This window comes from Pseudomonas berkeleyensis (genome assembly GCF_014109765.1).
Taxonomy (GTDB): domain Bacteria; phylum Pseudomonadota; class Gammaproteobacteria; order Pseudomonadales; family Pseudomonadaceae; genus Aquipseudomonas; species Aquipseudomonas berkeleyensis.
In genome coordinates this window covers 2,020,218-2,037,800 of sequence record NZ_CP059139.1, presented here as the reverse complement: position 1 = coordinate 2,037,800, position 17,583 = coordinate 2,020,218, and the positions used below count along the sequence as shown (strand labels likewise).

The window sequence follows — 17,583 nt, the reverse complement described above, 5'->3', positions numbered from 1 at the left end:
TTTACACGCGGCACCTGCGCGGCGCCGCGTGGTTCTGAGGCGTCCGCCCTATTCCTGAGAGAGCCCTTCGATCACCTGCTCGATGACGCCCGCCAGAGCCGTCACCGGATCGTCGAACTGCCCGTCGATCACTAGCAACCGTGCACCGGCCGCCTCGATGGCGCTGGCCAGAACCTCGTCCGCCTTGCGATCGCTCAGCACCAGGCGCACCTCATTGTCCTCCAGCGTCCTCTGGAGCTGCTCGAGCGAGGCCTTCCCGCCACCGGCCAAGGCCGGCAACTCCACCACATCCAGATTGAGGCTGCTGGTCAGGTAAGCAAAATCAGGCGACAGGCTGGCGACAGCGAGGTTGTCCAGTTCAGCCAGACGGTTTTCGCTGGCTGCGCTCAGCGTCAGCAGGCGTTGCTTGATCGCCGCCAGATTGCTCGCGATCAGCTCGGCATCATTGGGGCTCAGGCGCACCAGATCGGCAGCGATGACATCAGCCATCCGGCCGAGGTTGTTGATGCTCAGCCAGGGTTGCTCAGCCAGGGCATTGCCACCGTCCGGGCGCAATGCGATGCCGGGCAGCGCACCATCCACGGGGCGTGCACCATCCACCTCGACGATGCGAATGTTGCTGCGGCGTGCCAATGGATAAAGCGGATCGTCCGGCCACAATGAACGCAGTGCGATCACCGCATCGGCATCACGCGCGGCCTTTTCCAGAGCACCAGCCCCTCTTCCCGTGAAGAACGACACCTGGCGGCTGGCCGGCAGATTGGCAGGCGCCGCTCGCACGAGCTGCGCCTGCGTACCTTGCAGGAGAATGGAACCGAGACCATGGGTGATCGGCAGGCTGGCGAGCACCCGCACGGGCTCAGCCGCCACCGTCATCGAGGCAACGAGCAACGCACCAATGGCAGCAGCGAGATTGACGAATACTTTGTTCATCCCAGATTCCCTTTGAGACTCGGCAGCAAGCTGCGGGCGATAGCGGCGCCAGCGAAGACGATGCCAGCCATGATGATGATCGAAGCGCCGGACGGCACCGGCAGCTCCAGGGCGATGGGCAGGAAGATGCCGATCAGCGTACAGAAGGTGGCGATCAGTACCGACAGCCAGAAGAAGCCTTTCAACGACTGACTGAGCAGCCGCGCGGCGGCAGCCGGGATCACCAGCAGCGCACCGACCAGGATGGCGCCGATGACCTTCACCGCCGCCACGGTGACCAGCGCCACCAGCATGACGAACAGGTAGTCCAGCGGTTTGACCGCCACACCCCGCACGCTGGCCAGTTGCGGGTTGAAGCTGGCCAGCATGAAGCGGTTGTACATCGGAATGGTCAGGGCCATCACCAATAGCGAGACCAGGGTCAGCACCGCGAGATCCTGGGCGTTGACCGTCAGCACCGAGCCGAACAGTACGTTCTCCAGGATATGGATATTGATACGCCCGGCCAGCACCAGCAGCAGGCTGGCACCCACTGCCAGCGACACGGAAAGGAATACGCCGATCAGGGTGTCCGGCGACAATCCCGTGCGGTTGCGCAGGTAGTTGAGCAGCAGACCGAACAGCAGGCAGTAACCGAACAAGCTGCCGTAGGGGCCCGTATAGGGCTCACCGAGCAGGATGCCGATAGCGACCCCCGTCAGTGCCGCGTGGCCGACCGCCTCGGAGAAGAAGGCGAATCGCTTGACCACCACCAGGGTACCGAGGCCGCCAAGCACCGGGCCGATCAGCAAGCCAGCGAACAGGGCATTGACCACGAAACCGTAGGCCAACGCCTCAGGCAGATAACCGGCACCGGCCCAGCCCTGAATCAGCAGGCGCAGTTGCTCGAAGAACGCGCTCATACGCCGCCCTCCCCGCCAGCCTGCGGCTGACTGGAGAACAGTTGCAGCAACCTCTCCGGCTGCAGCGCTACCTGCGGCGCGTCGTCGAACAGCACGCGGCGATTCAGGCCCGTGACGCGATCGGCCAGACGCCCGACCGCTTGCAGGTCGTGTTCCACCCAGAGCACGGTCACACCCGACCGACGCCAGTCGTTCAGCAAGCGTTCGAACACCTGCATGCCGGGCTCATCCAGGGCGGCCATGGGCTCATCGAGAATCAGCAGTTGCGCTGCCGGCACCAAACCCTGGGCCAGCAACACGCGCTGGCGCTCGCCACCGGACAATGTGCCCATACGCCGCTTGCGCTTGTCCAGCATGCCCACACGTGCCAACGCCTCTTCGATGGCCGGGGCATGGCGCCGTGACAGGCCAAGAAAGGCCGGCCGTACCTGGCACATGGCGGCCATGAAATCGTCCACCGTCATCGGCAGACCGCGATCGAATTCCAAGGCCTGAGGCACGTAGCCGATGACGCCTGGCGCATCCGGCCAGTCCAGGCTCAGCTCACCACGGTGTGGCATCTGCCCGAGCAGGGTCTTGATCAGCGAACTCTTTCCGCCGCCGTTGGGGCCGACCAGCGCATGCACGCTACCGGCACGCACCTGAAAGGAGATTCGCTCAAGGATACGCGTGCGGCCGAGTTCGAGACTGACGCCGGCGAAGTCGATGGAGGGACCGCTGACAGCCGCGACGGGCAAGGCTTCGACGGCGGTCATGCGCCGTTCTCCTGGATCGCCCGCACCACGGTATCGAGGTTACGGGTCATCTCCTCCTCGTACTTGCGCGGGGTGTACTCGCCGTAGGAAATATGCGTGAGCGGATACAGGTGCACACCGGACTCACGCTGAATGGTCTCGACGTAGGTCGAGGGGAAATCCATCTCCGAGAAGATCACCTGCACGTCCAGTTCCTTGAGCTGATCGATGGTCTTCTTCAACTGGCTCGGGCTCGGCTCGATACCGTGCGCAGGCTCGACCACCGCCGTCACTTCCAGACCGAATTCACGCAGCAGGTAGTCGTAGGCACCATGGATGGTCGCCACACGCAACTCGGCCCCCCGTTCCTGGCTCAATTGCCCCAGCGCCTGGGCACGCAGTGTGCGCAGGCGTTTGCCGTAGGCACGGGCATTCTGCCGATAGGCCTTGGCGTTATCCGGGTCGAGCTTGCCCAGTTCACGGGCAATGGTGTTGACCTGGGCGATCGACGCGCTGATCGACAGGAAGGTGTGCGGGTTGACCACCTTGCCTGCCCCGCGCGCCGCCTGGCCGGTAGCCGCGAGCAAGGGCACGCCGGCATTGGCCTCGATCAACGCCACATCCGGTTTCTCGCTGGCAGCGATCATGCGTTCGGCGAAATCGTCGTGGCCCACGCCATTGAGCACCACCACATCCAGGCCACCAATGCGCTTGATGTCCTCGGCACGCGGCTCGTAGGCATGCGGATTGAAGCCGGCGGGGATCAGCGGCACCACCTCGGCCTTGTCGCCGACGATGTTGCTGACGTAGCTGTAGTAGGGATGCAGGGTGATGCCGATGCGCAGGCGCTTGCCCTCGGCGGCATTGACCAGGTCAGGCAGCACTGCGGCACCAAGACAGATGAGGGCGGCAGCCAACAGGCGGCGACGCAATGGGGAGCGATGAAGGGTCGACATGAGCAAATCCAGAGTCAGTGGCGGTGTTGCCGGGTAACGCCGGCATCGAACTGGCTGGCAACCTGGCGCCAGCCGTCATCAGTCAGCGTCTGGTCGCGCAGATCCTTCGGAGCCTCGGTCAGGGCGACGCGGTTGAGCCAGACGCTGGTGTTGTCACCGTCGAGGCGCAGCAGGAAGGAGCCCGCCACTGCCTCGGCCGCACTGCGACCGAAGTAGGCGGCATGGGCGTCGGTCTGCAGAAGCTGCCAGGCATGGCTACCACGATTGGCGGCGCTGGCATCGGCAATGAAGGGAGGGAAGCCCTCATCTGCCAGGAACTGCGGTTCGGGCAGCGCCTGTTCCTCTTCCTGGTACAGATGAATCTCGTCGAGGGCCACCAGCAGATCGGTGTGAATACCCTGCTCGGCGGCGTTCAGGTCACGGCGCGCGTCGAACTGGTCGGCGGCTATCGCGACGCTCTGCTCGGGCTCGGCTCGCCACACCACCACTGCACCCGCCAGCAGCACGATGGCCAGGGCGAGCAGGAACACATTAAGCGTTTCATGCCCCGCACCGGCGGGGCGTATCACCTGAACGCTCATGGGGCTTCGATATCCGCGTGATCGATCTCCACCACATGGCCGGGGCCTGCGTCGAACAGCACGTAGAACTCACCGTCCGGGCGCTTGAAACTCAAGCGTGAGTCGCCGTCGAGCTTGCCGGCCACGAGAATTTCCTCGTCGTAGCCAATCACATCGAGGGTCACGCCGGGCGCGCCGCTGCCATCGGAGAAGCCCCCGACACAGAGGATTTCCTCCTCGCCGTGAGGTTCGCACTCACAGATCGGGTTGTGGGCCATGGCCACTGAGCACAGGGTGCTGGCGCCGATCAGCAGCGACAGTCGATACAGGTTGTTCATGGCTTGCCTCCTTGTCGATTGAGCCAGGTGAGGGTCGCGGGCGAGGCCTGGGCGAGCGGAATGGATGCCTGATGCATCGAGCCGTCCCAACCCTCCATGGTGATCCAGAGTTCAGCGTCGGCCTTGGTACGTGGCGGGATCGGTACGCTGGCGCCCATGCGATAAGGGCTGCCGAAGAAGATCGCGCCGGCGGCACGCAGGCTGCGCGGCTTGCCGATACGCAGGTAGGTGGCCTTGACCTCGCCGATACAAGCCGAACACAGCGCCGCGTTGAAACTCTTCATGTAACCGGCAGGCCCTTCCAGGCGCGGCGGCTCTTCGAACAGCTCGGCCAGACGCAGGCTCCAGGGGCCAACCTGCACCTCGCCCGCCTCCCGCTCGCCCAGGCCGCTATCGCCACGAAACAGTGCGACCTGGTGGAAATACTTGGGCATGAAGGCCAGCGGGATGATCACCAGCAGGATGTTCAGGTGAAACCGCCATTTGTGCCAGAAACGGCCCAACGTGGTGGTTGGCATGGTCGCGGCCTTGCTCATGACTGCCCCTCCGTGACTTCATCGAGGCGGATCGGCACCGGTCTAGGCTCGCGGGCCGCACGCGGCTTGCGCTTGGCCAGAGCGGCGGTGGCCTGTACGGTGCGCTTGCTCCAGATCAGCAGCCCACTGAGCACCATCATGCTCAGCAGCAGGCCGAAGACGAACCACACCAGCTTGAGCCACAGCCCACCGAAGTCGCCGGTGTGCAAAGGGCGCATCGATTCGGTGACGAACTCCAGAGCGGAACGATCCGACAGCAGGCGGGTTTGATCGACATTGCCGTTGTAGGGGTTGATCGAGGCATTCTGGAACATCAGCGGGTACCAGCCGCGCCCCCAGACGGAAATGTGGCTGTAGGCATTGCCCGGCAAGCCGACGAAGCTGGCCTCCAATCCGGGAATGCTGGCGCCGGCTATCTCGACGGCCTGATCGACGTCGATACGCTGCACACTGGCGCCCGGCTCGACCAGAGGCACCTCGTCGCGCGCCACCACGGGCGGTATGCCTTCGGTGGAAATGGAGATGTGGTTATCGGCAAGCAGCGCCTGGATCAGGAACCACACACCCGTGATGGAAATGACGGCAATGAACCAGATCGACCAGATGCCGGACAGTCGGTGGAAATCCCCCCAGAAGATGCGTGCACCCTGGTTGAAACGTAGGGTTGGCTTGAAGAAACCTCTCCAAAACTTCTTGTAGACCACCAGACCAGTAATCAGAGACGCCAGCATCGGCAGTCCCATCAGCGATACCAGGTACCAGCCCCAGCTGAACCCGTTGGTGAACGGCACCAGCCACCATCCGTGCAAGGCACGGGTGAACTGGCGAAAATCGAACTGCGGACTGACGCCCTGGATGCTCCCGGTATAGGGATTGACGTAGAGAGTCGGAGAAGTACCGTCCGGATAACTGACCCGGGCAGTGAGCGCGAAATGATCTTCCTGCGGCCGGCTGATCCACTGCACGATGGTTTCCGGCTCGGCACGGTTGATGGCGTCCAGTACCTGGCCATAGCTGAGGCGCTGCGCGTCATCGGCGGGTTTACTGGCGCGCACATCCGGGTTGGCCAGCCAGACGATTTCCTGGCTGACCGTGGCCAGGGTACCGGTCACGCAGATGATCAGCAGGAAAAACCAGACCGGCATGGCCAGCCAGCTATGGACGAGGAACCAGATTCTGGAACGGGACTTCTTGGACATCGGCAAACCAGGAGTGGGTGCCACGCAAACGGTGGCAGGGTGCATGAGGCGCAAATTGCGTATTCATCTAGGTAAGACGGATGAGATGCGAAAAACCTGCAGGTGCAGATGAAAGAAATTTTTATTCAGCACCAATCGAAGCCGACTGGCTCATGCCACAGGGCTGCGAGGCCTAGTGCTGCCTGACTGTTACAGGGGTCTGATTGGCTAATGCGGATGCAGGCAGGCTCACGCTTCTCGGCGTCACAAGCCGATAGGCGCATTGCCGGGCAAGGTGAACACCTCGGTCAGTGGTATCCACTAACGGTGCTCAGGCCATTTTCAGCACAGCGATGGACTGGGCGCCAATCACTGGGCTTGAGCGCACCCCAAGCCAGAACGGGCCTTGCCCGCCCACCACAAGGCAAGCGGACCCAAGGTCAGTAGCAGGCCCATCAAGGCGAACGCCGCCCACCAGCCGAGCAACTGCTGATCGCCCAGCATGTCGAGGGTCATGCCGAACAGCAACGGGCCGAGAAAGGCACCGGTAAAACCAGTGCAGGAGTACAACGCCATCGCCGCGCCACGATGGCTGGCCGGGGCCACGCTGACCAGCCCGGCGGTCAGCGACGCGGAGTCGGCAGTCACGGTCACCGCGTAGATCAGGATCAGCACCAGCATCACCCAGAACGGCAGCGCCGCGCCCAGGCCGACCACGGCAGCCAGTACCGCAGAGCTGAGCATCACGCCGATCAACCAGCGCTGGCGCCCAAAGCGCAGCGCCAGCTCATTGCCCAGAATGCTCGACGGCATGCCGATCAGGGTCGCCAGCATCGCCACCCAGGTGCCGGACAACCAGGGATCGATGCCTTGCAGATGCCCGGAGAACACCACGAAGGCCACCAGCCAGGCACGCAGGGCGAACAGTTCCAGGTTGTGCATCGCGTAGGCCAGGCAGTACGCCAGCACTGCACGGCTTTTCAGCGGTGCCAGATCCAGCAGATTGCGCGGCGCGTGGGCGACCACCGGTTTTGGCGCAAGGCCCCAATACACCAGCGCCCAGGCCAGCAGCGCGCAAGCACCGCTGAGCAATGCCGGCAGTTGCCAGCCGCCGAGCTTGGCCAGCTCACCAGACAAGGTGAAGGACAGCGCCGTGCCCAGGCCAAAACTGGCGGTATAGAAGGCGATTGCCCGCGACTGCGAAGCACCGTCGATGCGCTCGGACAGGGCCTTGAGCCCCGGCATGTAGGTGCCCGCCAGGCCGATGCCGGCGAGCACGCGCCAGAGGAGCGCCGACCAGAAGCCGTCAGCGAAGACGAAACCGGCGCTGGCCACAGCCGTCAGCAACATGGCCCACAGGTAAATCAGCCGGGCATCATGACGGTCGGTCAGGCCTGTGAGAACCGGCACGGCCAGCATATAGCCCAGAAAGAAACCGCCACCGATCCAGCCGGCTTCGGTATTGCTCAGCCCCCAGAGCGCCTGGAACTGCGGCAGCAGCGCGGCGAACAGGGCGAAACCGGCCATACCCAGGGTTTCGGCCGTGCACAGCAACAGGGTAATGCGGCGAGCATTCATGCTTTTCTTACGGCAAAAAGTCAGAAGGCTTTGCACTGTAACGGCAAAGCGACACGAATCGGAAATCTTTGGTTACACGCAGTTCAAAGCACAAGGCCGTCGCTGGCCAGGCTCACGCCAGATGGCAACGCTTCGGGATGTTCCAGCAGCCAGGCATCGAAACGGTGGCCGATATGGGTCAGCACAGCTTGCGCCGGTTGCAGGCGCTCGATGATTTGCAGCGCGCGAGTCAGGTCGTTGTGGTTGCGCGGTGCCACCGCCTGCGGCGCGCTGGAGCAATCGAGCACCAGCAACTCCAGCGGCGCGCGTTGCAGTTCGACGCAACTGGCCTCGGGCACGCCAATGGTGTCGGTGAGGTAGGCGATGCGCCTGCCCTGCCCTTCAAACAAATAGCCGAAGGTCGGCTTGGAATGATTCAACGGCAGCGCGGTGATGTTCAGTTCGCCCAGTTGGCGGCGCTCGAAGGCAGTGAACGGCTGGCTGAAGTCGAGGATGCCAGGGTGCTTGTATAGATCGGCCAAGCCTTCCGGGTCATCCGGACCATGCACCGGAATAACCAGGCCCTGCCCCCAGCGCAGGTGCAACAAGCCTTGGGCATGGTCGGCGTGGTAGTGGGTCTGCAGGATGCCGCTGAGGCTGTGCGGCGGGAAACGCTCGGTGAGGTCGCTCAGACCGCTGTCGATCAGCCAGCGTTGCGTGCCGCACTCGATCAGCGCGCAACAGGGGCCACGGCGCCGCGACGGGTAGACCCGCGCCGCATCGCAGGCCGGGCAGCTGCAGTTATAGACCGGCACCTGGCGGGCATCGCCGGTGCCAAGCAGGGTCAGGCGCATCGGCGGGTCTCGTCGAGCAGGTGCAGCAGACGATTCACGGTCTGTTGCAGCGGGCCGGAGTTGTCCAGGGTGATGAGGTTCGTTTCGGCTGCCGGCACGGTTACGCTCAAGCGACGGCTGCGAGCCAGGCGCTGCTCGATCTGCTCCGGCGTCTCCCGGCCACGGGCCAGCAGGCGCTGGCGCAGCACCGCTTCATCGACCTGCAGAAGAATCGCCAGCAGATCGGGATAGCGCTGACGCGCAGCCTCGAGATGGCCGCGCGAACCATTGATCAGCACGTCCTGCCCATTGGCGAGCCAGTCGTCGATCTCACGCGGGATGCCATAGGCCAGGCCATTGGCGCGCCAGCTCAGGGCGAAGCCGCCCTCGCTCTCCAGGCGCTCGAACTCGGCCGGGGTCATCCCCAACGCATCCTCCCCCACCGATTCGGCGCTGCGGGTGATCACCCGTCGGGCGAAACGGCAGCCGTGCGCCTCCAACGGCGCACGTGCGGCTTGCAACAGGCTGTCCTTGCCCGAGCCCGAAGGCCCCATCAGATAGATCAACCTGCCCTGCATCAGAACACCCTTCGTGCTTGGCGCCACACCTGCTGGATCACCGGCTGCTCGCCGTGAGCCCTGGCCTGCACCAGATCGGCCCGCAACCCGACGCGAATCTCGCCGCGATCCTCCATGCCGGCCGCCCTGGCCGGCGCGCGGCTGACAGTGGCGATGGCCGCTGGTAAATCATAGTCATTGTCCTGCCCGGCGAGCAGCCAGGCCGCATGCAGCAGGCTCGCCGGGTAGTAGTCGCTGGAGAGGATGTCCAGCACGCCGTGGCGCGCCAGTTCGGCGGCGGCGATATTGCCCGAATGCGAACCGCCACGCACCACGTTCGGTGCGCCCATCAGCACGCTCAGACCATGTGCGTGGCTGGCCTTGGCGGCCTCCAGGGTGGTGGGAAACTCAGCGATAGCCATGCCGAAGCCGGCCGACTCCTGCACATGCGCCAAGGTCGCGTCGTCATGGCTGGCCACCGAGATACCACGGGCATGACAGTCCTCGACGATGGCGCGACGCTGGCGGTCGCTGTAGTGCTGTGAGTTGGCGATCTGTTCCTGAATGAAATCCTCCATCTCCGCCGGGCTGAGGTGGTATTTGCCCGTGTAGTACTCGCGGTACTTCTCCACCTTGGCGAACTGGCGCTGGCCGGGCGAGTGATCCATCACCGACACCAGCGATACCAGCGGGTGCTCCACTAGGTCGCGATAAATGGTGAGGGCATCGGGATGGCACAGCTCGCAGCGCAGGTGCAGGCGATGCTCGGCGCGGGTCTGCCCGGCGGCCTCGCTGGCGGCGATGGCTTCGATCATCGCCGGCAGTTGCTGCATGCGCCGGCCGCGCGGGTTGATATCGCCGATGGACAGCGCATCGAATACCGTGGTGATGCCGGCGGCGACGATCTGCGCATCGTGGGTCAGCACCGCCGAGGCTGAAGGCCAATCGACTCCCGGCCTGGGGCTCATATGCTTCTCCAGGTTGTCGGTGTGCAGCTCCACCAACCCCGGCAGCAGGTAATCGCCACCCAGATTCTGGGCCTGCGGCAGGTGACTGGCGCCCTCGTCCACCGCGGCGATCAGGCCGTCACGCAGCAGCACCGCCCCGAGAAACTCGCGCTCGGCGGTGACGATGCGGGCATTGCTGAGAATCTGTTCAGACGACATAGACGTACTCCGCTTGCGCCGCCTCGGCGCTCATGTCGAGGTAACGGTCGGCCACCGCCTCGCGGGCGGTGCGATCATGGAAGATGCCGATCAGCGCGCTGCCTGCGGCCTTGGCTTCGTTGATCAGCGCCAGCACCACCTGGCGGTTGGCGTCGTCCAGCGAGGCAGTGGGCTCATCCAGCAACAGCACCGGCCACTCGACCATGAAGCCGCGGGCGATATTGACGCGCTGTTGCTCGCCGCCGGAGAAGGTACCCGGCGCCAGTTGCCAGAGCGCCTCGGGGATGTTCAGCCGCGCCAGCAATGCCTTGGCCCGCGCCTCGGCGTCGCTACGCGTCCAGCCGCGTGACAGCGCCGGCTCCATCACCACGTCCAGGGTCGAGACGCGCGGGATCACCCGCAGGAACTGGCTGACGTAACCCAGGCTCTGCCGCCGCACCTCCAACACCTGGCGCGGCTCGGCGCCGACCAGCTCCACCGGAGTGCCCTGATGACGGATGCGGATGCTGCCGCTGGCGGCCAGGTAGTTGCCGTACAAGGTGCGCAGCAGGGTCGACTTGCCGGCGCCGGACTGGCCGTGCAGCACCAGGCACTCGCCGCCGCGCACACTGAAGTTCAGATCACGCAGCACCTGCAGGACGACGCCGTTCTGTTGGTGCAGGGTGAAGGTCTTGCTGAGGCTGCTGACCTCGATCAGGTTGTTCATATACACCTCGATTGCTGTCGTAGCCCGGATGCAATCCGGGGGTGGCGGGCACGGGCTTCCCGGATTTCATCCGGGCTACGGGTTGACGGTTGCAGGCCGTAGGGCGGGTGTAACCCGCCATTGCCGTGGCGGGTTACACCCGCCCTACATCCCGCGTCATGCGCAAGCGGGCAGTTCTCGGTCATGGCTGCAGCACCGACGAAACCAACAGCTGCGAATACGCATGCTGCGGATCGTCGAGAATCTGATCGGTCAGCCCCGCCTCCACCACCTTCGAACGGCGCATCACCATCAGCCGATCGGCCAGCAGGCGCGCCACCGCCAGGTCGTGGGTGACGATCACCACCGCCAGATCCAGCTCACGCACCAGGCCACGAAGCAGGTCGAGCAGGCGCGCCTGCACCGACACGTCCAGCCCTCCGGTCGGCTCGTCCATGAACACCAGGCGTGGCGCGGACACCAGGTTGCGGGCGATCTGCAGGCGTTGCTGCATGCCGCCGGAGAAGGTACGCGGCAGGTCGTCGATACGTGCCGGGTCGATCTCCACCTGGCTCAGCCAGTCGAGCCCGGCGGCGCGCAGCTCACCGTAGTGGCGCACGCCCTGGGCCATCAGCCGCTCGCCGATGTTGGCGCCGGCCGACACCGCCATGCGCAGGCCGTCACGCGGGTTCTGCTCGACGAAGCCCCATTCGGTACGCAACAGCGTGCGCCGCTCGGCCTCACTGGCGCTGTACAGGTCGAGCCACTGATCGTCGCGGCCGCGATAACGCACCATGCCGCGATCCGGCGGGCAGCGCCCGGAAAGCATGCTGAGCAAGGTGGACTTGCCTGACCCGGACTCACCGACGATACCCAACACCTCACCGGGATAAAGGTCGAAGCTCACGCCCTGGCAGCCCTTGTCCGGGCCGTACAATCGGGTCAGGTCACGCGCCGAGAACAGCGGCTCGGTCGCTGCCACGGCAGGTTGCAGACGTTCGGCGGCGCTCATTGCAGGTTCTCCTCGGTGCGCTGACGGCAGTAGTCGGTGTCGGAGCAGACGTAGCGCTTGCTGCCAGCGTCGTCGACGATCAGCTCATCGAGGAAGGACTCGGTGCTGCCACAGAACGCGCAGCATTCGTCCCACTGCTGCACGGCGAAGGGGTGATCTTCGAAGTCCAGACTGACCACCTGAGTAAAGGGCGGTACCGCGTACAGGCGCTTCTCGCGGCCGGCGCCGAACAGCATCAGCGCCGGGCTCATATCCAGCTTGGGGTTGTCGAACTTGGGAATCGGCGACGGATCCATCACGTAGCGCTCGTCCACCGTCACCGGGTAGGCATAGGCGGTGGCGATATGGCCGAAGGTGGCGATGTCCTCGTACAGTTTCACGTGCATCACGCCGTAGTCTTCCAGCGCATGCATGGTGCGCGTCTCGCTCTCGGACGGTTCGATGAAACGCAGCGGCTCAGGAATCGGCACCTGATAGACCATGATCTGCCCGGCCACCAGCGGCGTTTCCGGAATGCGGTGGCGGGTCTGGATCACGCTGGCATCACGAGTACGTTCGGTGGTGGCGACGCCGGCAGTGCGGGCGAAAAAGCGGCGGATGGACACCGCATTGGTGGTGTCGTCGGCGCCCTGATCGATCACCTTGAGCACATCATCACGGCCCAGGATGGCGGCGGTAACTTGCATGCCGCCGGTGCCCCAACCATAAGGCAGCGGCATCTCGCGGCCACCGAAAGGCACCTGATAGCCGGGGATCGCCACGGCCTTGAGCAGACCACGGCGGATCATGCGCTTGGTCTGCTCGTCCAGGTAGGCGAAGTTGTAGGCCGACGCCTCGCGGGCGCCGCTTGCAATGGAAGCGTTCATCAGCGGTTCTCCTCTGCCGGCGCCTGGCGACGCAGCTTGCGGATCAGTTCCAGTTCGGCCTGGAAGTCGACGTAGTGCGGCAATTTGAGGTGCGAGACGAAGCCCGCCGCCTCGACGTTGTCGCAGTGCATCAGCACGAACTCCTCCTCCTGCGCCGGGCCCTGCACTTCTTCGCCGTACTCGCCGGCACGCAGCGCGCGGTCGACCAGCGCCATGCCCATGGCCTTGCGCTCGGCGTAACCGAAGGCCAGGCCGTAGCCGCGGGTGAACTGCGCCTGCTCGGCGCTTTCACCGACGAACTGGTTGACCATCTCGCATTCGGTGATTTCGATGTCGCCCAACGGCACGGCGAAACCCAGTTCGGCGGGCGTCATCCACACCTCCACGGCGCCGATGCGGATTTCCCCGGCAAACGGGTGGTTGCGCCCGTAACCACGCTGGGTGGAATAGCCGAGCGCCAGCAGAAAGCCCTCGTCACCACGGGCCAGTGCCTGCAGGCGCTCGGCACGCTTGGCGGGGAACGCCAGCGGCTCGCGGGTGATGTCCGGCACCGGCGCGCCGTCGTCCTGCTCGCGGGCCATCAGTCCTTCCTCGGCGAGAAAATCCAGCACCCGAGGACAGGGCTTGGGCTCATCGGTGAGCGTGCTTTGCGGCGCCGGATGCTCGCCCTCGGCCAGCAAGGCGAAGTCCAGCAGGCGGTGGGTGTAATCGAAGGTCGGCCCGAGCAACTGGCCCCCAGGCAAGTCCTTGAAGGTGGCGGAGATGCGTCGGTCGAGCTGCATCCGGGTGGTGTCCAGCGGCTCGCTGTCCCCGAAACGCGGCAACGTGGTGCGGTAGGCGCGCAGCAGGAAGATCGCTTCCATCAGGTCACCCGCCGCCTGCTTGATGGCCAGCGCAGCCAGTTCCTCGTCGTACAACGAGCCCTCGCTCATGACGCGGGCCACCGCCAGTGACAGTTGCTGACGCACCTGCTGCACGTCCAGTTCGGCGATGGTGGTATCGCCACGACGACGGTTGGCCAGCAGTTGATGGGCGTTGTCGATGGCGCGCTCGCCACCCTTGACGGCGACATACATCAGGCAGCCTCCTCGGTTTCGATCAGCACCCGGGTGCTGCGCGGCAGGCCGATGACTTCGTCGCCCGCAGCGAAGAAGCAATCCAGGCCACGGGGAAAGGCGCTGCGTGCCTGGCGCTGCTGCCAGAACGTCGCGGTCAATGGCAGGCTGACGCTGCGCACGTCCTTGATGCCCGGCCCGCGCCAGCGCAGAGGGACACCGGCGTGCAGATCAGCCAGTTGAATCAGCAGCGTGCACGACTGATCCGGGTAGCGTTCGCTGCCGTTGTCGAAGTCCGACAGATCATCCAACTCACGCTCGTCGAGCAGGGCGAACAGGGCAATCTCGCGCTCGGCGACGATCGGGCAGCCGCAATGGAACGCCAGGTTGGCGCGGATCAGCGGCGTGTCGAAGCGCGGCGCCAGCCACAACGGCGTATCGCTGTCGAGGAAGGCCAGGCACAGGCCATAGGTGGCCGGTGCCAGTTCACCCAATGCATGGGCGCGATCCATCGCACGCGGCAGACCCGGCTCGGCCAGGGCAGCGAGGGCCGCGCGGAAGCTGACCTGGGCGTCCAGCACCGGGTCGTCGAAAGCCGGTTGCAGCCAGTGCGAGCTGTGCGGCGTAGTCATCAGTCCTCTCCTCTGACCAGGGTGAAGAATTCCACCTGGGTGGTGGCGGTTTGGGCAGCCCGAGCCAGGCGCTGCTCGCGCTGCTGGCGGGCCAGGGGTTCGATCAGGTCGCTGAGCCAGCGCGCCTGGTCGCTGCCCTGCAGGTGGGCATCGGCCAGCGCCGCCAGTTCGGCGCGGCGCTTGTCGCGACCGGCCAGGTAGCTGTAGCCGGTACGGCCATCGGCCAGGCGTACCACGCAGCGGGTCACGCTCATCTCGCCAAGGTTGAAGGCGCTGCCGGTGCCGCCCATGCGTCCGCGCACCAGGGTCATGCCCACTTCGGGGGCGCGGATCAGCTGGTAGGCGCTGTCTTTCAAAGCCGCTTCGTGGGCATCCAGCGCCTGGCCGGCGCGCGCCAGCACGCCCATCCAGCGCTGACGCGCGGTGGTATTCGGGTCTTGGTGGTTCATGCGGGTCTCCATCAGGTCGCGACCTGGTACTGGAAGCGGTCAGCGCGGCTGCTGGATTGCGCCAGCTCCACGGCACGACCGGCGGGATCACGGGACAGCGTGAGCACACTGAGCAGCGGCGCATGACGCGGCATCAGCAGGTGCGCAGCCTCCTCGCGGCTGGGCAGGCGTGCACCGATCAGGCTGAAAGTGCGCGCCAGCGGCAGGTCGCGCTCAGCCAGGTACTGGCGCAGCGAACCGCCCCGATAGTCGGCCAGCAGCGGTGCCAGACTGGCGCAGAAACGGTGACGGATCAGACTCAGCGGCTGGCCGTCGAGCAGGCGCAGGGTGGCCAGTTCGACCAGCTCGCTGCCGTCGGGCAATTGCAGATGGCGACACTCCTCGTTGCTGCCGCTGCGGCGCAGGCGCTCGAGCAACTGCGCCTCGACGCGGTGCCCGAGCGCCGACAGCGACTGACTGAAGGCACTGCCCGCCTCCACCGGGTACACCAGCGGCCTGGCCAGCACTTGGGTGCCCTTGCCCTGGCGGCGCAGCAGCCGACCTTCGAGCACCAGTTCGTCGACCGCGCGGCGCAAGGTGTGACGGTTCACCGAGAAGCGCGCGGCCAGTTGCATCTCTCCGGGCAGGTAGTCACCCGGGTTCATGCGCTGCACGTCTTCGCGCAGCACGGCGGCCAGTTCGCGGTACAGCGGCTCGTTTTGTCTAGACAAGTTCATCGTTTGAAAAGGGCGCACACAGGCGCCCTCCTTCTCCTTCAGATAAAGAGCTTGCGCAGGCGCTGGGACAGAATGTCGATGGCACTCACCACCAGGATGATCACGATCAGCAACGCGCAGGTCTGGGCGAACTGGAAGCCGCGAATGGCCTCCCAGAGGATCACGCCGATGCCGCCGGCCCCGACCATGCCGACCACCGTGGCCGAGCGCACGTTGGACTCGAAGCGGTACAGCGAGTAGGAAATCCACAGTGGTAGCACCTGCGGAATGACACCGAAGATCACCTCCTGCAGAGCACTGGCACCGGTGGCGCGCACGCCTTCGACCGGGCCCGGATCGATGGCCTCGACCGCCTCGGCGAAGAGCTTGGCCAGCACCCCGGTGGTGCTGATGAACAGTGCCAGCACGCCGGCGAAGGGGCCGAGCCCGACCGCAACGACGAAGAGCATGGCGAAAACCATTTCGTTGATCGAACGGCAGGCATCCATCACCCGGCGTACCGGCTGGTACACCCACCAGGGCACGATGTTCTCGGAGCAGAGGATGCCCAGCGGAATGGCGCAGACGATGGCCAGCACCGTGCCCCAGAGGGCGATCTGCACGGTGGTCACCATCTCCTTGAGGTAGTGCTGCCAGTTGCTGAAATCCGGCGGGAAGAAGTCGGCAGCGAAGGTGGCCATGTTGCCGGCATCGCGCACCAGCGCCAGCGGGTTCATTTCCGCGCCCTGCCAGGACCAGGCGAGCACGGCGAAGAACAGGCCCCAGCCGATCAGTTGCAGCCAGCTGCGCTTACCCTCGGCGACCGGGGTAGCGGTGGTCAGTGTGGTCATGGGTAACTCTCGTTCCAGTGGGAGGCGCTTCAGCGGCGAGCTTTTCGAAAACCGCCCCACTTTCGCGGGGCGGCTCCGAGGCTCAACCGGCGCTGGCGCCGTTTTGCTTCTCACGCTCGGCCATGCGCTGCTCCAGCTTGGCCAGCTCGGCGTCCAGCGCCTTGAGTTGCGCCTGCTTGTCGGCGTCCTTGAGTGCGGCGTTGTTGGCCACCTCGGTGCGTTTCTTGAACAGTTCGAGCTGACGAATCGGCAGTAGCTGATCGTTGTCGGACTGCTTGAACTGGCCCCACTGCAGGCCTTCGAGCACTTTCTTTTCTTCCGGCTTGGCGCCGTAGCTCATGAAGAAGTCGCGCAGCTTGTCGCGGGTTTCCTGCGGCAGGTTCTTGCGCCAGACGATGGGGTCGGACGGGATCAGCGGCGACGTCCAGATCACCTTGAGCTGCGCGGCCTTGTCCGGTGCGGTGACTTCCAGGCGCTCCATGCCCTCGCTGTTGAAGGTGCCGACATCGACCTGCTTGTTGGCCACCGACAGCGCGTTGACCTCATGGCTGCCATTGAGCGAACGCTTGAAGATCTTGCTGGCGTCGACGTTGTTCTGGGCGAACACGTAGTAGCCGGGTACCAGGTAACCGGAAGTGGAGTTCGGGTCACCGTTGGCGAAAGTCAGCGACTTGGCGTTCTTGAGCATGTCCTCGACCGAGTCGATCGGGCTGTCCTTGTGCGCCACCAGCAGGCTGTAGTAACCCTGCGCACCATTGGCCGCCACGGTCTGGGCGAAGATCTCGCCACCGGCGCGATCCACTGCTTCCATTGCCGACTTGTTGCCGTACCAGGCCACGTCGACCTTGTCGAAACGCATGCCCTGGATGATTCCGGCATAGTCCGGGGCGAAGAAGGCGTTGATCTTCACGCCGGTCTGCTTGCTCATGTCAGCCAGGAAGGGATCCCACATGGCCTTGAGGTTCTGCGAGGACTCGGTGGAAATGATGCCGAAATTGAGTTCCTCGGCTGCCTGGGCCGAGCCCAGCAGGGAACCGGTGACGAGCGCAGAGGCAGCCAGCACCTGGCCGATGCGTTTGAACATGGAG

Annotated in this window: 21 protein-coding genes; all 21 read right to left on the bottom strand. The window is 64.9% G+C overall.

The annotated features are described in order from the left end of the window. Positions 1 to 48: 48 nt before the first annotated feature. A complete protein-coding gene (locus HS968_RS09620; RefSeq protein WP_119693918.1) occupies positions 49 to 933 on the bottom strand; it encodes a metal ABC transporter substrate-binding protein in 885 nt (294 codons plus the stop codon). Then, positions 930 to 1,835: a metal ABC transporter permease gene (locus tag HS968_RS09615; protein WP_119693917.1), complete on the bottom strand. Its 906-nt coding sequence runs from the start codon at positions 1,833 to 1,835 to the stop codon at positions 930 to 932. The genes HS968_RS09620 and HS968_RS09615 overlap by 4 nt, the downstream gene beginning before the upstream one ends. Next, complete coding sequence (locus HS968_RS09610) at positions 1,832 to 2,590, bottom strand: metal ABC transporter ATP-binding protein (RefSeq protein WP_119693916.1); 759 nt, start codon at positions 2,588 to 2,590, stop codon at positions 1,832 to 1,834. Before HS968_RS09610 ends, HS968_RS09615 begins: the two co-directional genes overlap by 4 nt. Continuing rightward, positions 2,587 to 3,525, bottom strand: coding sequence for a metal ABC transporter substrate-binding protein (locus HS968_RS09605; RefSeq protein ID WP_119693915.1), 939 nt, complete (start codon positions 3,523 to 3,525; stop codon positions 2,587 to 2,589). Before HS968_RS09605 ends, HS968_RS09610 begins: the two co-directional genes overlap by 4 nt. Before the next feature lie 14 nt (positions 3,526 to 3,539). Beyond that, complete coding sequence (locus tag HS968_RS09600) at positions 3,540 to 4,106, bottom strand: DUF6162 family protein (RefSeq protein WP_119693914.1); 567 nt, start codon at positions 4,104 to 4,106, stop codon at positions 3,540 to 3,542. After that, a complete protein-coding gene (locus tag HS968_RS09595; RefSeq protein WP_119693913.1) occupies positions 4,103 to 4,423 on the bottom strand; it encodes a hypothetical protein in 321 nt (106 codons plus the stop codon). The genes HS968_RS09600 and HS968_RS09595 overlap by 4 nt, the downstream gene beginning before the upstream one ends. Then, complete coding sequence (locus HS968_RS09590) at positions 4,420 to 4,959, bottom strand: thiamine pyrophosphate-binding protein (protein WP_119693912.1); 540 nt, start codon at positions 4,957 to 4,959, stop codon at positions 4,420 to 4,422. The genes HS968_RS09595 and HS968_RS09590 overlap by 4 nt, the downstream gene beginning before the upstream one ends. Beyond that, positions 4,956 to 6,158 carry a PepSY-associated TM helix domain-containing protein gene (locus HS968_RS09585; RefSeq protein WP_119693911.1) on the bottom strand — a complete coding sequence of 401 codons (1,203 nt, stop codon included), beginning with the start codon at positions 6,156 to 6,158 and terminating at the stop codon, positions 4,956 to 4,958. The genes HS968_RS09590 and HS968_RS09585 overlap by 4 nt, the downstream gene beginning before the upstream one ends. A gap of 348 nt (positions 6,159 to 6,506) precedes the next feature. Further along, entirely contained in the window at positions 6,507 to 7,715 is a 1,209-nt protein-coding gene (locus HS968_RS09580; RefSeq protein ID WP_119693910.1) for an MFS transporter, read from the bottom strand. A gap of 83 nt (positions 7,716 to 7,798) precedes the next feature. Then, entirely contained in the window at positions 7,799 to 8,548 is a 750-nt protein-coding gene (gene phnP / locus HS968_RS09575) for a phosphonate metabolism protein PhnP (protein ID WP_179624554.1), read from the bottom strand. After that, the gene (gene phnN / locus HS968_RS09570) at positions 8,539 to 9,105 is read right to left on the bottom strand and encodes a phosphonate metabolism protein/1,5-bisphosphokinase (PRPP-forming) PhnN (RefSeq protein ID WP_119693908.1); all 567 of its coding nucleotides are present in this window, start codon (positions 9,103 to 9,105) and stop codon (positions 8,539 to 8,541) included. The genes phnP and phnN overlap by 10 nt, the downstream gene beginning before the upstream one ends. After that, positions 9,105 to 10,250, bottom strand: coding sequence for an alpha-D-ribose 1-methylphosphonate 5-triphosphate diphosphatase (locus HS968_RS09565; protein WP_119693907.1), 1,146 nt, complete (start codon positions 10,248 to 10,250; stop codon positions 9,105 to 9,107). Before HS968_RS09565 ends, phnN begins: the two co-directional genes overlap by 1 nt. Then, entirely contained in the window at positions 10,240 to 10,956 is a 717-nt protein-coding gene (phnL, locus tag HS968_RS09560) for a phosphonate C-P lyase system protein PhnL (protein ID WP_119693906.1), read from the bottom strand. Before phnL ends, HS968_RS09565 begins: the two co-directional genes overlap by 11 nt. Positions 10,957 to 11,137: 181 nt before the next feature. Continuing rightward, positions 11,138 to 11,947, bottom strand: a complete 810-nt coding sequence (gene phnK / locus HS968_RS09555; RefSeq protein ID WP_119693905.1) for a phosphonate C-P lyase system protein PhnK — start codon at positions 11,945 to 11,947, stop codon at positions 11,138 to 11,140. Further along, positions 11,944 to 12,813 (bottom strand): alpha-D-ribose 1-methylphosphonate 5-phosphate C-P-lyase PhnJ, encoded by an 870-nt coding sequence (locus HS968_RS09550; protein WP_119693904.1) that lies wholly within the window; start codon positions 12,811 to 12,813, stop codon positions 11,944 to 11,946. Before HS968_RS09550 ends, phnK begins: the two co-directional genes overlap by 4 nt. Beyond that, positions 12,813 to 13,889, bottom strand: coding sequence for a carbon-phosphorus lyase complex subunit PhnI (locus tag HS968_RS09545; RefSeq protein WP_119693903.1), 1,077 nt, complete (start codon positions 13,887 to 13,889; stop codon positions 12,813 to 12,815). The genes HS968_RS09550 and HS968_RS09545 overlap by 1 nt, the downstream gene beginning before the upstream one ends. After that, positions 13,889 to 14,500 (bottom strand): phosphonate C-P lyase system protein PhnH, encoded by a 612-nt coding sequence (gene phnH / locus HS968_RS09540; protein ID WP_119693902.1) that lies wholly within the window; start codon positions 14,498 to 14,500, stop codon positions 13,889 to 13,891. Before phnH ends, HS968_RS09545 begins: the two co-directional genes overlap by 1 nt. Next, complete coding sequence (gene phnG, locus HS968_RS09535) at positions 14,500 to 14,949, bottom strand: phosphonate C-P lyase system protein PhnG (protein WP_119693901.1); 450 nt, start codon at positions 14,947 to 14,949, stop codon at positions 14,500 to 14,502. Before phnG ends, phnH begins: the two co-directional genes overlap by 1 nt. 11 nt (positions 14,950 to 14,960) lie before the next feature. Continuing rightward, entirely contained in the window at positions 14,961 to 15,683 is a 723-nt protein-coding gene (gene phnF / locus HS968_RS09530; protein ID WP_119693900.1) for a phosphonate metabolism transcriptional regulator PhnF, read from the bottom strand. 20 nt (positions 15,684 to 15,703) lie between these two features. Further along, on the bottom strand, positions 15,704 to 16,495 hold the full coding sequence (phnE, locus tag HS968_RS09525; RefSeq protein ID WP_169969771.1) for a phosphonate ABC transporter, permease protein PhnE: 792 nt from the start codon (positions 16,493 to 16,495) through the stop codon (positions 15,704 to 15,706). A gap of 82 nt (positions 16,496 to 16,577) precedes the next feature. After that, positions 16,578 to 17,579, bottom strand: coding sequence for a phosphonate ABC transporter substrate-binding protein (gene phnD / locus HS968_RS09520; RefSeq protein ID WP_119693899.1), 1,002 nt, complete (start codon positions 17,577 to 17,579; stop codon positions 16,578 to 16,580). Between the last annotated feature and the right edge of the window lie 4 nt (positions 17,580 to 17,583).

What these genes read in the sequence shown, in the direction of transcription:
- HS968_RS09615 (WP_119693917.1), bottom strand. Translation starts at nt 1,835, where the DNA reads ATGAGCGCGTTCTTCGAGCAACTGCGCCTGCTGATTCAGGGCTGGGCC.
- phnE (WP_169969771.1), bottom strand. Translation starts at nt 16,495, where the DNA reads ATGACCACACTGACCACCGCTACCCCGGTCGCCGAGGGTAAGCGCAGC.
- phnK (WP_119693905.1), bottom strand. Translation starts at nt 11,947, where the DNA reads ATGAGCGCCGCCGAACGTCTGCAACCTGCCGTGGCAGCGACCGAGCCG.
- HS968_RS09610 (WP_119693916.1), bottom strand. Translation starts at nt 2,590, where the DNA reads ATGACCGCCGTCGAAGCCTTGCCCGTCGCGGCTGTCAGCGGTCCCTCC.
- HS968_RS09545 (WP_119693903.1), bottom strand. Translation starts at nt 13,889, where the DNA reads ATGTATGTCGCCGTCAAGGGTGGCGAGCGCGCCATCGACAACGCCCAT.
- phnH (WP_119693902.1), bottom strand. Translation starts at nt 14,500, where the DNA reads ATGACTACGCCGCACAGCTCGCACTGGCTGCAACCGGCTTTCGACGAC.
- HS968_RS09600 (WP_119693914.1), bottom strand. Translation starts at nt 4,106, where the DNA reads ATGAGCGTTCAGGTGATACGCCCCGCCGGTGCGGGGCATGAAACGCTT.
- phnD (WP_119693899.1), bottom strand. Translation starts at nt 17,579, where the DNA reads ATGTTCAAACGCATCGGCCAGGTGCTGGCTGCCTCTGCGCTCGTCACC.
- HS968_RS09580 (WP_119693910.1), bottom strand. Translation starts at nt 7,715, where the DNA reads ATGAATGCTCGCCGCATTACCCTGTTGCTGTGCACGGCCGAAACCCTG.
- HS968_RS09565 (WP_119693907.1), bottom strand. Translation starts at nt 10,250, where the DNA reads ATGTCGTCTGAACAGATTCTCAGCAATGCCCGCATCGTCACCGCCGAG.
- HS968_RS09595 (WP_119693913.1), bottom strand. Translation starts at nt 4,423, where the DNA reads ATGAACAACCTGTATCGACTGTCGCTGCTGATCGGCGCCAGCACCCTG.
- phnP (WP_179624554.1), bottom strand. Translation starts at nt 8,548, where the DNA reads ATGCGCCTGACCCTGCTTGGCACCGGCGATGCCCGCCAGGTGCCGGTC.
- HS968_RS09620 (WP_119693918.1), bottom strand. Translation starts at nt 933, where the DNA reads ATGAACAAAGTATTCGTCAATCTCGCTGCTGCCATTGGTGCGTTGCTC.
- phnL (WP_119693906.1), bottom strand. Translation starts at nt 10,956, where the DNA reads ATGAACAACCTGATCGAGGTCAGCAGCCTCAGCAAGACCTTCACCCTG.
- HS968_RS09550 (WP_119693904.1), bottom strand. Translation starts at nt 12,813, where the DNA reads ATGAACGCTTCCATTGCAAGCGGCGCCCGCGAGGCGTCGGCCTACAAC.
- HS968_RS09605 (WP_119693915.1), bottom strand. Translation starts at nt 3,525, where the DNA reads ATGTCGACCCTTCATCGCTCCCCATTGCGTCGCCGCCTGTTGGCTGCC.
- phnN (WP_119693908.1), bottom strand. Translation starts at nt 9,105, where the DNA reads ATGCAGGGCAGGTTGATCTATCTGATGGGGCCTTCGGGCTCGGGCAAG.
- HS968_RS09590 (WP_119693912.1), bottom strand. Translation starts at nt 4,959, where the DNA reads ATGAGCAAGGCCGCGACCATGCCAACCACCACGTTGGGCCGTTTCTGG.
- HS968_RS09585 (WP_119693911.1), bottom strand. Translation starts at nt 6,158, where the DNA reads ATGTCCAAGAAGTCCCGTTCCAGAATCTGGTTCCTCGTCCATAGCTGG.
- phnG (WP_119693901.1), bottom strand. Translation starts at nt 14,949, where the DNA reads ATGAACCACCAAGACCCGAATACCACCGCGCGTCAGCGCTGGATGGGC.